Consider the following 14,036-nt stretch of genomic DNA (forward strand, 5'->3'; position numbering starts at 1 on the left):
TTTTCAATTCATTCTTGCGGAAACTGTGCCAAAAATGGTTCGCTGGTGTCACGGCGCACCGATTTCCATGGGCCTGTTCCGTCACGTCTTCAGAAAGCGTTCAAACGCTTCAAGGGTCTTTTCGCTGACATGATGCTCGATGCCTTCAGCGTCGTTCCTCGCCGTGTCGGGGTCGACGCCTAGGCGGCAAAGCACGGCTTCCACGACCTCGTGGCGCCGGCGGGTGGCAACCGCCAGGCGCTGTCCTTCCTCGGTCAGAAACACGCCGCGATAGGGGCGCTGCGTGATCAGATTTTCCTCGGCCAGACGCTTGAGCATCTTGGCGACCGTCGGCTGCGTCACTCCCAGCCTCTGTGCGATGTCCGTCTGACGTGCCTCGCCGGAATGCTCTATGAGGTCGGCGATGAGCTCGACGTAATCTTCCATCAGTTCCGTGCGCCGGTCGTCACGGCTTTTCTGAAAGGCCTCGGCATGCGACTCGACTTCCGTTGAGGCAAGCCGGCTTTCCGGAGTGGGAGGCAATTTCGTCAAGACGGCTCACCTTCGCAAGGCTAAGAAAGTGGTAAAGATATTTAGCCTAGCCTATAAATAAATCGCAAGCGCAATGAAACCCTCATCGCGGTATAGTCACCGCCAATCGGGGATGAGGATTCCGGGTTCATGCCGTGTCGGCTTATCGGCGCCCGACCCTCGGGTCGTGTTACCCCCGGGTCCGGGCAGGGCAAGAATGCTTGCGCCGTTCAATGGAAAATCCGGACGCACCAGTAGGACAGTGCCGAAATGACCGCGGCGGCGGGCAGCGTGATCACCCAGGCGATGACGATATTGCCGGCAACGCCCCACCGCACCGCCGATACCCGCCGGGCAGCGCCGACGCCGATGATGGCGCCGGTAATCGTGTGGGTCGTCGAGACCGGTATGCCGAGCCAGGTTGCCGCAAAAAGCGTCAAAGCGCCGCCCGTCTCCGCGCAGAAACCCTGCATGGGGTTGAGGCGCGTTATTTTCGAGCCCATCGTATGCACGATCCGCCATCCGCCGAGCAGCGTGCCGAGGGCCATGGCCGTCTGACACGAAAGAACCACCCATAAAGGAACGTGGAAGGAACCGCCGCCATATCCTTGGGAATAAAGAAGTATGGCGATGATCCCCATCGTCTTCTGGGCGTCATTGCCTCCATGCCCGAGAGAATAGAGCGAGGCCGAAAAGAACTGCATGATGCGGAAGGTGCGGTCGACGGCAAACGGTGTCTGCCGCACAAAGAGCCATGTGACGCCAAGCACCAGGAACAGGGCGAGCAGAAAGCCGATCAGGGGGGACATGACGATGGCGCCGGCCGTTTTCAAAACGCCGACCCAGACGATCGAACTGACGCCGACCTTGGCGATACCGGCGCCGATCAGGCCGCCGACGAGGGCATGCGAGGAACTGGATGGGATGCCGAATATCCAGGTGACGATGTTCCAGACGATTGCCCCCATCAATGCGGAGAAAATGACGGATGCGTCGACGATCTTCGGGTCGATGATCCCCGTTCCAAGCGTCTCCGCGACATGCAGCCCGAAGAACAGGAAAGCGATGAAGTTGAAGAATGCCGCCCACAAAACCGCGTATTGCGGCCGCAGGACTCGGGTCGAGACGATGGTGGCTATGGAATTCGCGGCGTCATGCAGGCCATTCAGAAAATCGAAGAACAGCGCCGTGGCAATGATTGCCACCAGCAGCGGAAAGGCGAGCGAGGCCTCCATCAGACACTCTCGATCACGATGCCGTTGATCTCATTGGCGACGTCCTCGAAACGGTCGACCACCTTTTCCAGCTCGCCATATATCTCGCTGCCGATGATATAGGCCATGGCGTTGGAGGTGCCATGGCTGCGGAAAAGTTCCTTCAGGCCCTGCTCGTGCAACTCGTCCGCATGCCCTTCAGCCGTGACGATCCCTTCGGTGATATTGGCAAGCCGGGTGGCGTTGGCGCCCATGCGATCCAGCAGCGGCACCGCTTCGGCGACGAGATGCGCCGCCTTGACGATCACCCCGCCCATCTGCTGCATGCGCGGATCGAAGCTCTTCTGCTCGAAGAGGCGAATGGTCTTGACCGTCTTGTGCATCATGTCGATGGCGTCATCCATCGACATGATCAGGTCCTTGATGTCGCCTCGATCGAATGGGGTGATGAAGCTTTTGCGCACGGCAAGCAGCACATCGCGGGTGATGTCGTCGGCCTGATTTTCGAATTCGACGATCTGCCGGCACTTTCCCTCGATGTCGTTACCCGAGAGCAGCTCGTTCAGCGCCTCGGCGGCGCCGACGATCGTGCGCGAGTGCTGCGCGAACAGATCGAAGAAACGATCCTCGCGCGGCATGAGTTTGCGAAACCAGCCTAACATCAACACTCCATGCGTCCATTGTCGCGAAATTGTCATAATTGACAACGCGCGGCTTGGAAAGGCGCGGAATGGCGATGTTTTCAGCCGTCGCCCACGTTTGTTGTGGACACGCTACGTTCGCTTTGTCGAATGCAATTGGCTTCTCTATGCAGCGCGCCGACCGGTCAGGCCGGTATCTGCGCGCGCAGCAGCGGCAGCAATCGGTCGCCCTGCCGCTGGATTTCAGACAGATAAGGCGTGTCGGAAAGCACGAAATGCGTGATCCCCAGATCGCGATATCTGCGCAGCGAGCGGGCGACATCCTCGGCAGAGCCGACCAGCCATGTGGTTCCGGCGCCACCGCCGCCGAACTTGCCCGGCGCCGTGTAGAGATTGTCGTCCAGCACCTCGCCGCGCTCCGCCAGATCGAACAGCCGCCTCTGGCCCACGGCAACCGACTGCCGGTGATCGTTCCAGCCGGTGCCTTTATTCCTTGCCATTTCGGCAACCTTCGCTTCGGCATCCGCCCAGGCCTGCTCGGTCGTGTCGCGAACCAGCGTGGTTATGCGCAGCCCGAATTCCAGCGGCGGAAGATCGCGGTCAAGCTTTCCGCTCAATGCCTTGAGCCGGGTGATGCGATCGGCGATATCGGCGAGAGGCTCGCCCCAGAAGAGCTGCACGTCGGCTTCCGTGGCGGAAACGCGCTCGGCCGCGTCGGAAGCGCCGCCAAAATAGAGCTTGGGGTGCAGGCGTTCGCCGTGATGCCGGATGCGGGGTGCGACCGTGGATTTGCTGACGCGAAAATGCTCGCCTTCGAAGGTTACGTTTTCCTCGGTCCAGAGCTTTCGGACGAGCCGCATGAACTCCTTGGTTCGGCCATAGCGATGCGCCTGATCGCCTTCGCTGTCGCCGTAGGCGGCAAGATTGTCCTTGCCCGATACGATATTGACGCGCACGCGGCCTCCGCTCAGGTGATCGAGCGTCGCGGCGGCGGCGGCGAAATGCGCCGGTCGCCAATAGCCCGGCCGGATCGCGATCAGCGGCTCGAACGTGGTGGTACGCGACGTCAGCGCTGCAGCCACGGTAAACGTATCGGGCCGGCCCCATCCCGTGCCGAGCAGTGCGCCTTTCCAGCCGTGATCCTCCAGCGCTCTGGCATGGCTTGTCAGCGTTTCCAGGCTGTTATGGTTCTCGACGGCGGAATCGCCGCGGTGGCCGGGTTTGACGTCGTTCGGGATGTACCAGAGAAATTCGCAATTGCTGCTCATGCCGGGGCCTGTCTGAATTCGATAGAAGAGTACGTGCCGCCGTCGGCGGCGCGCGTCTAAAGCTTGCCTTTCCAGGGAACGAGGATGGCCTCGAGAATGCGGACGGCTGCCGAAAACGCGAAGGCGCAGACGGCGATGATGCCGATGCCGACGAAGACGACATCGGTGGCAAGGAACTGCGATGCCGACATGATCATGAAGCCGATGCCACGGGTCGAGGCGATGAGTTCGGCCGCCACCAGCGTTCCCCAGCCGATGCCGAAGGCGATGCGGACGCCGGTCAGGATTTCCGGCAGGGCCGAGGGCAGTACGACGGCGAAGAAGAGCTGCAGCCGGCTGGCGCCCAGCGAGCGTGCCGCATTGACGCGCTCCAGCGGCAGCGAACGCACGCCGGCCTGCGCCGACAGGCAGATCGGCGCGAACATCGCCAGCACGAGGAGCGTGATCTTCGAGGTCTCGCCGATGCCGAGCCAGATGATCATCAGCGGCAGATAGGAAAGCGGCGGCAAGGGCCAATAGAACTCGATCGGCGTGTCCAGGACACCTTTTGCCCAGCGGTTGAGGCCCATCAGCAGGCCGACGGGAATGCCCAATGCAATCGCAATGGCCGCGGCGACGACGATGCGGAACAGGCTCGCCGATATATGTTCGGAAAGCGAGGCGCCGGCATAGCCATCGCGATAGACGACGCCGATCTGCGTCAGGACCTCGTCGGGCCGGGGCAGGAAGAGATGCGATACCAGGCCGAGCTTGGCGACCAGCCACCAAAGGCCGAGACAGGCGATCGCGGTGACGATGCTGATAACGACTGTGGGCTTGTCGCCGACGCCGAAATCGGGAAGGCGAACCAGCTTCGGCCGCGCACCCTTCTGGGAAATTGAGAGCGTGTGCGTCTCGATGATGTCGCTCATGCGGCGCTCCTGATGGCGTCGGCGTTATGAAGGATGCCGCGAATTTCTTCGCGCAGGTTGCCGAATTCGGGAGATGTGACGATCGCCCTCGTGTCGCCGCTGGCGGCAAAACGATGCACGAAATCGAGCTCGAAGCGGGCGACGACGCGCCCCGGCCTCGGCGACATGACCAGAACCTCCGTGCCGAGAAACAACGCCTCCTCGATCGAATGGGTGATGAAGAAGATGCGCTTGTCGGTTCTGGCCCAGACAGAGACCAGCAGTTCCTGCATCTGCTCGCGCGTCAGGCTGTCGAGGGCGCCGAAAGGCTCGTCCATCAGCAATATGTCCGGATCGGTGGCGAGCGCGCGGGCAATGCCGACGCGCTGGCGCATGCCGCCCGACAGTTCATAAGGCAGGGCATCGGCAAAGTCGGTCAGCCCGACGAGCCGCAGGAGTTCGGAGGCGCGCTCCCGTCGTTCGCGCCGCCCCAGCCTCGCAAATTGCAGGCCGAGCGCCACGTTGTCGACGACGGATTTCCACGGCAGCAGCGAGTCTTTCTGGAAGACCACGCCTCGGTCGGCCCCGGGCCTGGAAACCGGCCTGCCGTCGAGGGTGATCTTGCCTTCCGAAAGCGGAAGGAAGCCGGCGATCGCGTTGAGCAGGGTGGATTTGCCGCAACCGGATGCACCGAGGGCGACCACGATGCCACGTTCCGGGATGTTGAAGGAAACGCGGTCGAGCGCGTGGACGGTTCTGCCATCGCGCGCCGCAAAGAAAACGCTGGCATGGTCGACTTGGAGCATGGGACCTCGCAAAGGTTCGACACCGGCGCGACGTGCGCGCCGGTGTCCGGGAGGATCAGTTGCTGGCGCTGACGAGCGCGTCGGCGGTAACGAATGCGCCGTAGTTCGGCAGGACTTCGGAGACTTTTCCCTGGCTCTTCAGGAAGGTCGCAGTGTCCTTCAGGATCTTGGCGGCTCCGGACTGGTCGCCGCCGCCGAGCCATGCCGCCGATGCCTGCACGTCGGGCGTCAACAGCGTCAGGTTCTTCAATGCCGCGGCCTGCTGGTCCGCCGTGCCGCCGAGAAGCTTGGCAAGCGTCTTCGCATTGTCGCTATCCGGTCCCCAGGCGGCCTTGTCTGCGGCGAAGGAGGCGTAGTACTTGTTGATCACCGAGGCGTAGGCCTTGAGGAACTGCGGATTGTCGGCCGCGAATTTCGAGGTTGCCACCCAGGCGGAGAATGTCGGAGCGCCCTTGTCGGCGACATCCTTGGACGTCACCAGCACCTTGCCGTTCTTTTTCAGCTCGGTCAGCGCCGGATCCCAGACGAAACCGCCGTCGATATCGCCGCGATTGTAGCTGGCGACGATCTCCGGTTGCGGGACGGCGAAGACCTGTACGTCCTTTTCGCTCAGCCCCAGCGACTTGATGAGGGCCAGAAGCTGATAGTGGTCGGTCGATACGGGCGCAGCGGCAAGCTTCTTGCCCTTCAGATCGGCGAGCGTGTTGATGCCGGAGCCGTTGCGCACGACCAGGGCTTCATCGATGCCCGAGATGGACGACAGGTAGAAGGCTTTCACCTCCAGCCCGCGCGAGGCGGCTGCCGCAAACGGGCTGGAGCCGACATAGCCGATCTGGACATCGCCGGACGCGATGGCGGCGAAAATCTCCGCACCGGAGTTGAACCTGCGAAAATCGATCTCATAGCCCGTTTCCTTGGCGAAATCGCCATTGGCGATCGCGACGGAGGAGGGCAGTGCATCCGTCTGGTAGCCGACGACGACCTTCTTGTCCGCCGCGGCCGCAACGGTTGCCATCGAGATGCTGGCGAGGCCGATGACGGCGGCGGTGATCAGTGTCTTGAACTTCATGTTTGTCCCCTTGGCCGGACTTCTGTTTTCCGGCGGTTCCCTGAGTGCAATGAGGGAAGACTAGCGAAGAAGGGGCGGGGATCGACAGAAATAACAAACTATTTTTATAGACTATAAGGGGAATTGTTTGTTCGAATTGGATGAGACGACAGCGCTGGCATGTTTCCGGGCAGCGGAGCGCACATGATCGGCATCGTCGCTCCGCGTTCGAAAATGGCGGTGTCGACGAGTATCGGCACGAGGCGCTTTCCTGCAGGATGCGCCGGATGCCGTCATTGCCGCAGCGTGTTCGATTTGAACCAATCCTGTTGATTGGAGCGAGATCGGCTAGTCTCGCGCCCGCCATTGTTGCATGAAAGGGTTTTTGGTCGCAGCCTTCGCCAAGCCATCATCAGGATCATCGTGAAATGACCGTCTCACTTCCTTTCCTCGGCTTTCCAGATCGACTCACGGATGGCCGCGCGCCGCGCGCGGTGATCTTCGGAGCCGGTCACGGTGCCACCTATCCCGGCAAGGACAGCAGCGGCTACGCCCTTGCCGCCGCCGCCATTCGCGCCGCCAGCCAGGGGGACGCTCCACTTGTCGAGCATTGGGATTTCGATCTCGGCGGGCCGCTTTTCGATGGTAAGCCGGCCTGCTGCATCGACGCAGGCGATATTCCGACCGTCATGCATGACAACGCAGGCAACAGGGATGCGATCGAGGCCAAGACGCGCGAGGTACTGGGATTGTCCGGCGTGCCGATTCTGCTCGGCGGCGACGACTCCGTGCCCATTCCCTTCTTTGCCGGCTTCTCCGATCACGGGCCGGTGTGGATTCTGCAGATCGACGCCCATATCGACTGGCGTGATGAGTTGCATGGCGAACGCTACGGCTATTCGAGCCCGATGCGCCGGGCGAGCGAGATGCCGCATGTCGCCGGCATCGTGCAGGTCGGCATTCGCGGCGTCGGCAGCGCTCGTTCCGGCGAAATCGAAGCGGCGCACCACTATGGCAGCCGTTTCGTCACCGCCCGCGAGCTTCATGCTCAGGGGATCGAAGCAGCCCTCCGGCACATACCGGAGGGAGCGCGAGTGATCGTGACCCTCGATTGCGATGGCCTGGATCCCGGCGTCATGCCGGGCGTGGCGGCGCGCACGCCCGGTGGCCTGACCTATACGCAGGTGATCGAACTGATCGCCGGCCTCGGCAAGCGGGCGAGGATTGCGGGATTCGACCTCGTCGAATTTTATCCTCCCGCCGATATCGACGGTCTCACGGCCCTGACCGCCGCACGCCTTCTCGCGAATGCGATCGGTGCGATCGTTCGGCAATATTGAGGCGCGATTCCCGCGGCGGCAGCGGAACCACCGAGGCTCCGCCTGCTACCGGGAGGGATGTTCGCGGGTTGGCAAGATCGCCTTTCGCGCCGTCCCGCTTGCGTGGCCTGCCGACTGCAGACACGCGCCGGCTTTAGTCGGTCCTGTCAGGGCAGAGTTTCCGCATCTTCGTAAAGCCCCATCCCGTTCCCTCGGTTGACTGCCGATTTTTTCCGCATCCGACGGAAGAAAAAGAAAGCTGTTTCTTAAATTACTTAAAATCTATGTTTTTTATAGATTATAGCGCTCGATGGTCGGCATCGGGGGCAAACATGGATGAAACGGCATGTCTTATCTCCTCAGCCTTCTCGACAAGAGCCCGATCGAGCAGGGGCTCAGCGCCACCGACGCCCTTGGTGCCACGACGCGTTTAGCCACCAGGGCCGAAGAACTCGGTTATCATCGCTTCTGGGTCGCCGAGCACCATAACATGGCGAATCTGGCAAGTTCGGCGCCGGAGGTGCTGATCGCCTATCTTCTCGCCAGAACCTCGAAGATCCGCATCGGCTCCGGCGGGGTGATGCTGCAGCACTACAGCGCCTACAAGGTTGCGGAGATTTTCAATCTTCTGGCCTCGCTGGCGCCCGGCCGGATCGATCTCGGCGTCGGTAAGGCGCCGGGCGGATTTCCACTGTCGACGCGCGCGCTGCAGCGTGCATTCGACCCTGAGAAGAAGCCTGATTTCGCCGAACAGCTGTCCGACATCAATGCCTATCTGGCCACCGACCTGCAATCGGAAGGCGCTCTTGCGACGCCGTTCCCACCGCGCGCGCCGGAGCGTTTCCTTCTCGGCGCCAGCGTCGAAAGCGCAAGGCTGGCTGCGGAAAAAGGCTGGACTCTGGTTTTCGCCGGCCACCTGAACGGGGACCCGGAAAATCTCGAAAAGACGTTCGAGGCCTATCGGCATGCGACTGGCGGCAAGGTGCCGATCCTGGCGCTCGCCGCTTTCGCCGCCGACAGCGAGGCACATGCCCGCGACCGTGTCGGCCGGCTCCGGATCGTCAAGCTGTTCCTGCCCAATGGCCAGAGCGTCAATGTCGGCACCCAGGAACAGGCGGCTGAATTTGCCCGTCAGGCGGGTTTTTCCGAATTCCGAACGGAGGAGAAGGCGCCGAGCGTGCTGCATGGTACGGCAGCGCAGATCCGGGACGAACTCGATACGCTCCATCGCCGCTACGGCGTCGAGGAGTTCGTGCTCGATACTCCGGCACTGACGGCGGCCGAACGGCTCAACTCCATAGAATTGCTCGCCAAAGAACGCCTTTCGCTCGTCGCCTGAGCGGCCATCCCAGGAGGACCATCATGGTTCAGAAACACGTCACTTTCGGTATCATGCTGCAAGGCCCGGGCGGGCACATGAACGCCTGGAAACATCCGAGCGTCCCGGCCGACGCCAGCACCAACCTCAACTTCTTCGTCAAGACGGCCCGCAAGGCTGAAGAGGCCGGCATCGCCTTCGCATTCGTCGCCGACGGGCTCTACATCAACGAACAGTCGATTCCGCATTTCCTCAACCGGTTCGAGCCGCTGACCATCCTTTCCGCGCTTGCCGCCTTTACGACCAAACTTGGCCTGGTGGGCACGGTTTCGACGTCCTATAGCGATCCCTTCACCATCGCCCGGCAGTTTGCCTCGCTCGATGTCATCAGCGGCGGTCGCGCCGGCTGGAATGCGGTAACGTCGCCGCTCGAAGGGTCCGGCCGTAACTATAGCCGCGAACATCCCGAGCATGAGCTGCGCTACGAGATCGCCGACGAATATCTCGATGCCATCAAGGGCCTGTGGGACTCCTGGGACGACGACGCCTTCGTGCGCGATCGCGAGACGGGCGTCTATGCCGACAAATCCAAGCTGCACCGCCTGAACCATAAGGGCCGGTTCTTCCGCATCGAAGGTCCGCTCAATATCGGCCGGTCCAGACAGGGCCAGCCGGTGGTGTTCCAGGCGGGTGCTTCCGATTCCGGTATCCGGCTCGCGGGCAAGCACGCCGATGCCGTCTTCACCAATGGCGGGCCGCTCGACGACGCCAAGACCTTCTACAAGCAGGTGAAGCAGAGCGCGATCGCGCATGGCCGCAGTGCCGCCGATGTCGGTATCTTTCCGGGCATCGGCCCGATCGTCGGCACGACGCAGGAGGAGGCGGAGGCCAAATACCTGGCGATCCGCAGCCTCGTTACCATCGAGGAGGCGCTCGCTTATCTCGGTCGCTTCTTCGACCATCACGACTTCAGTGTCTATCCGCTGGATGAGCAATTCCCCGATCTGGGCGACATAGGCCGCAACAATTTCCGCGCCACGACGGACAGGATCAAGAACACCGCGCGGCAAAAGGGGCTAACCCTGCGCGAAGTGGCGCTCGATGCGGCAACGCCTCGCAGCTCCTTCATCGGCACCGCCGAGCACATTGCCGATGAAATCATCCGCTGGGTGGATGAGGAAGGCGCAGACGGCTTCATTCTCGGCTTCCCGGTCATCGGCGAAGGCTTCGACGATTTCTCCAGGCATGTCCTGCCGATCCTGACGCAGCGCGGCTATTTCGATCCCGAGCTCAAGGGCGAGACGCTACGCGATCACCTCGGTCTGCCGTTCCGCGAAAGCCGCTATGCCGCTGCGCCCGATGGCATCGAACCCGCAAAGGCCGTGGGTGCCTGAGCCCCCGGACGATCACCATGAACGCCATCATCAAAACCCCTTCGGTCAGCGACCCGGTCGAGACGGGGATCGCCAGCTATCTCGATGAGATCGTCGCGCTGAGGCACGATCTGCACCAATATCCCGAACTTGCCTTTCAGGAGCATCGAACTGCCAAGAAGATCGCGTCGCTTCTGGCAGACTGGGGGTATGACGTCGCGACGGGCATAGCCGGCACAGGCGTCGTCGCAACGCTGAAGCGGGGCGATGGGCGGCGCAGCCTCGGCATCCGTGCCGATATGGATGCGTTGCCCATCGAAGAGGCAACAGGGCTCGACTATGCCAGCAGCAATCCCGGCGTCATGCATGCCTGCGGTCACGATGGGCATACGTCGATCCTGCTGGCGGCTGCCCGCTATCTCGCCGAAAACGGCGATTTCAATGGCACGCTGCGGCTGATCTTCCAGCCGGCCGAGGAAATCGGCGCGGGCGCACGCAAGATGCTGGCGGAAGGGCTTTTCGATCGCTTTCCGGTCGATGCCGTTTTCGGGCTGCACAATTGGCCCGGCGTGGCAGCAGGGCAATTCGGCTTCGTCGCCGGTCCGGCGATGGCCTCCGTCGATCAGGCTGTCGTCAAGATCGTCGGAAAAGGCGGTCACGGCGCCGAGCCGCATCGTGCTGTCGATCCCGTTCTGGCCTCGGCCTCGTTCATCACGGCGCTCCAGAGCGTCGTCTCGCGCAATATCGATCCGCAGGACATGGCGGTCGCAACCGTTGGTTCCATTCATGCCGGCTCGGCTTCGAACGTCATCCCCGAGAGCGTCGAGATGAAGCTGACCATGCGCGCCTTCAGCGAGCAGGTCCGCGCCAGATTGCAGGAACGGATTCCCGCACTTGCGCGCGCGCAGGCCGAAAGCTTCGGGGCCCTGGCCGAGGTCAATTATCGCCTCGGCTTTCCCGCGCTCGTCAACCATGCCGATGAAACCGCCTACGCCCGCAATGTCGCCTTGAAGACGCTTGGGGCCGCCGCCGTGGAGGCTGATTTCCGCCCGCGCACGGCAAGCGAGGATTTCGCGTTCATGCTGGAGGCGAAGCCGGGGAGCTATCTCTTCGTCGGCAATGGCGACAGCGCGCCGCTGCATAGCGCCCAATACGATTTCAACGACGCGATCATTGCGCCCGCCGCCCGCTATTGGGTGCGGCTCGCCGAAACTTTCCTTGCGGATGACAACAGGTGACGACCGATATGAGCGATACGTTTGTTTACACGACCCCGCTGGACCCGCGCGCCAAGCCGCTGATCGACGAGCTGATCTACGAATATGACAGTCGCTACGGCAATTACTTCAATGCCGAAGGAGCGGCCGCCGAACTCAATCGCTATCCGCCGGAGGCCTTCGCGCCGCCGCATGGTAACTTCCTCCTGCTGTTGCGCGATGGCGAGACGATCGGCGGCGGGGCCTTCAAGCACTATGACGACCGGACTGCGGAATTCAAACGCATCTGGACCCGGCACGATCTGCGCCGTCAGGGACTGGCGCGGGCGCTGCTGGTGGAGCTGGAAGCGCAGGCTGCCCGGCAAGGTTATCGGCGCATTTACCTGACGACGGGCTTCCGCCAGCCCGAGGCCGTCGGCCTCTATCTCACCAACGGCTATACGGCGCTCTTCGACACCAAGGTCGATCCGGAAATCTACAAGAGCCTGCCGTTCGAGAAGGATATCAGCCACCTGGCCTTGTCCTACCTCGCCGAAGCCTCCGGCTCACCGCAGCGCCTGGCTGCCGCCGGACGATGACGGCCAGCCGGGTCAATCACAACCATAAGGGACAAGCATCATGGCGCTGACGACGGATTTTGCGAATGTCGATCCAGGCACGGAAACCGCCGAGAAGAAGACGGATTATTCGCGTTACCGCATCGTGCCGGCGCGGCATCCCGGACGCACGGCAGGCACGATCTTTGCCGCGCTCGTCCTCGCGCTCATCCTCTATTCCACCTTCACCAATCCGCGCTGGGGCTGGAATGTCTTTGCCGAATGGTTTTTTGCCGAGCCGGTGCTGGTGGGACTTGGCAGAACGTTGCTTCTGACGGCACTTGCCGCCGTTTCCGGCTCCATTCTCGGCACGGCGCTGGCGCTGGCGCGCGTTTCGAAGTCGCCGCTGCTTGCAAGCCTCTCCTGGGGTTACATCTGGTTGCTGCGTTCAATTCCGATGATCGTGCTGCTGCTGGTTCTTAACAATCTCGGCTATCTATATGAAACAATTACAATAGGCGTTCCGTTTACCGACAAGGTCTTCTTTGATTATCCGACCACGCAGTTGCTGACGCCGTTTGCGGCAGCCTTTCTCGGTTTGACGCTCAATCAGTCGGCTTTCTTCGCGGAAATTGTTCGCGGCGGCATCCTGTCGGTCGACCAGGGACAGCTGGAGGCGGCGGCCGCCCTCGGTCTGCCGCGCCGCCGCCAGGCATTTCGCATCGTCCTGCCGCAGGCTATGCGATCCATCCTGCCCACAGGCTTCAACGAGATCATCGGTCTCGCCAAGAGCACGTCCATGGTCTACGTGCTCGCTCTGCCGGAGCTCTTCTACACGGTACAGGTCATCTACCGCCGCAATCTGGAAGTCATTCCGCTGCTGATGGTGGCGACCGTCTGGTATCTCGTCATCATGACGGTACTGTCGATCGTGCAGCATTATATCGAGCGTTATTTCTCCAGGGGCGCGGTGCGCAATCCCACGCCCTTGCCCTTTCAGGCCTACTTCCAGCGCTTCCGTCGCCCTCTGTCGGCACCTTCGGCGAGTGTGAACGGTTTGACGCTCGGTGGTTCGCGCGGCACGGCGGACTGGCGTGCCAAGGGCGGAGCGGTGCGTATCCACGGCATATCGAAGAGTTTTGGCGCACTGAAAGTCCTCGACAATATCGAACTCAGCCTGCCTGCCGGCAGCGTGACGGCCGTCATAGGCCCGTCGGGCTCGGGAAAATCGACCTTGCTGCGCGCCATCAATCATCTGGAGCGCGTCGATGGCGGCTTCATCTCCGTGGACGGCGACCTCGTCGGCTATACGCAGAAAGGCGATGTGCTTTACGAACTCAAGGAGAAGGACATCCTGAAGCGCCGGACCGATATCGGCATGGTCTTTCAAAACTTCAACTTGTTCCCGCATCTTACTGTTTTAGAAAACCTTATCGAGGCTCCGATACAGGTGAGGGGCCTGAGCCGCGACGAGGCTGTCGCATTCGCACGGGAGCTGCTCGCCCGCGTCGGGCTGAGTGACAAGATCGATGCTTATCCCCGCCAGCTGTCCGGTGGCCAGCAGCAGCGTGTCGCGATCGCCCGCGCCCTGGCGTTGCGGCCGAAGGTGCTTTTGTTCGACGAACCGACTTCGGCGCTCGATCCGGAACTTGTCGGCGAAGTGCTCGACGTGATCAAGGAGCTGGCCCGCACCGGAACGACCTTGGTGATCGTCACCCATGAGATCGGCTTTGCCCGCGAGGTCGCCGATACCGTCGTCTTCATGGAGGGCGGGCACATTATAGAGACCGGCTCGCCGGCGCAGGTCTTCAGCGATGCGAGGCACCCGCGCACCCGCGCTTTCCTCGCCAAGGTTCTCTAGCGGATACAGACAGCCTCGGATGCCCTGTCGCAGCA

The 14,036-nt window shown here is 62.0% G+C and carries 13 protein-coding genes; 6 read left to right on the forward strand and 7 right to left on the reverse strand.

The features are described from left to right. Positions 1-81 precede the first annotated feature (81 nt). The 7 genes from mntR to tauA all read right to left on the reverse strand — a co-directional run bounded on the left by mntR (position 82) and on the right by tauA (position 6,398). Complete coding sequence (mntR, locus tag ACJJVH_RS22710; RefSeq protein ID WP_112799839.1) at positions 82-531, reverse strand: manganese-binding transcriptional regulator MntR; 450 nt, start codon at positions 529-531, stop codon at positions 82-84. A 209-nt stretch (positions 532-740) separates the two neighbouring features. Further along, positions 741-1,745: an inorganic phosphate transporter gene (locus tag ACJJVH_RS22715; RefSeq protein WP_112799841.1), complete on the reverse strand. Its 1,005-nt coding sequence runs from the start codon at positions 1,743-1,745 to the stop codon at positions 741-743. Continuing rightward, on the reverse strand, positions 1,745-2,386 hold the full coding sequence (locus tag ACJJVH_RS22720) for a DUF47 family protein (RefSeq protein ID WP_113392305.1): 642 nt from the start codon (positions 2,384-2,386) through the stop codon (positions 1,745-1,747). Before ACJJVH_RS22720 ends, ACJJVH_RS22715 begins: the two co-directional genes overlap by 1 nt. 164 nt (positions 2,387-2,550) lie before the next feature. Next, complete coding sequence (locus ACJJVH_RS22725) at positions 2,551-3,633, reverse strand: LLM class flavin-dependent oxidoreductase (protein WP_113436606.1); 1,083 nt, start codon at positions 3,631-3,633, stop codon at positions 2,551-2,553. Positions 3,634-3,689: 56 nt separating this feature from the next. After that, the gene (locus ACJJVH_RS22730; protein WP_113503057.1) at positions 3,690-4,544 is read right to left on the reverse strand and encodes an ABC transporter permease subunit; all 855 of its coding nucleotides are present in this window, start codon (positions 4,542-4,544) and stop codon (positions 3,690-3,692) included. After that, entirely contained in the window at positions 4,541-5,329 is a 789-nt protein-coding gene (locus tag ACJJVH_RS22735) for an ABC transporter ATP-binding protein (RefSeq protein WP_113400729.1), read from the reverse strand. The genes ACJJVH_RS22730 and ACJJVH_RS22735 overlap by 4 nt, the downstream gene beginning before the upstream one ends. Positions 5,330-5,384: 55 nt before the next feature. Beyond that, entirely contained in the window at positions 5,385-6,398 is a 1,014-nt protein-coding gene (gene tauA / locus ACJJVH_RS22740; RefSeq protein WP_412065214.1) for a taurine ABC transporter substrate-binding protein, read from the reverse strand. Between the two features lie 407 nt (positions 6,399-6,805). On the opposite strand from tauA, the gene ACJJVH_RS22745 reads away from it, so the two are divergent. From ACJJVH_RS22745 to ACJJVH_RS22770, 6 genes are all read left to right on the forward strand, one after another. Continuing rightward, positions 6,806-7,717, forward strand: coding sequence for an agmatinase (locus tag ACJJVH_RS22745; RefSeq protein ID WP_113451410.1), 912 nt, complete (start codon positions 6,806-6,808; stop codon positions 7,715-7,717). 325 nt (positions 7,718-8,042) lie between these two features. Then, positions 8,043-9,035, forward strand: a complete 993-nt coding sequence (locus ACJJVH_RS22750) for an LLM class flavin-dependent oxidoreductase (protein ID WP_412065215.1) — start codon at positions 8,043-8,045, stop codon at positions 9,033-9,035. 23 nt (positions 9,036-9,058) lie between these two features. Beyond that, a complete protein-coding gene (locus ACJJVH_RS22755) occupies positions 9,059-10,408 on the forward strand; it encodes an LLM class flavin-dependent oxidoreductase (protein ID WP_113357497.1) in 1,350 nt (449 codons plus the stop codon). 17 nt (positions 10,409-10,425) lie between these two features. Beyond that, entirely contained in the window at positions 10,426-11,625 is a 1,200-nt protein-coding gene (locus ACJJVH_RS22760) for a M20 aminoacylase family protein (RefSeq protein WP_412065216.1), read from the forward strand. Beyond that, on the forward strand, positions 11,622-12,182 hold the full coding sequence (locus ACJJVH_RS22765; protein WP_112799861.1) for a GNAT family N-acetyltransferase: 561 nt from the start codon (positions 11,622-11,624) through the stop codon (positions 12,180-12,182). The genes ACJJVH_RS22760 and ACJJVH_RS22765 overlap by 4 nt, the downstream gene beginning before the upstream one ends. 40 nt (positions 12,183-12,222) lie before the next feature. Further along, positions 12,223-14,001 carry an amino acid ABC transporter permease/ATP-binding protein gene (locus ACJJVH_RS22770; protein WP_113392297.1) on the forward strand — a complete coding sequence of 593 codons (1,779 nt, stop codon included), beginning with the start codon at positions 12,223-12,225 and terminating at the stop codon, positions 13,999-14,001. The last annotated feature ends 35 nt before the right edge of the window (positions 14,002-14,036 follow it).

The sequence above is a fragment of the Rhizobium sp. SYY.PMSO genome (assembly GCF_046840415.1).
GTDB lineage: Bacteria > Pseudomonadota > Alphaproteobacteria > Rhizobiales > Rhizobiaceae > Rhizobium.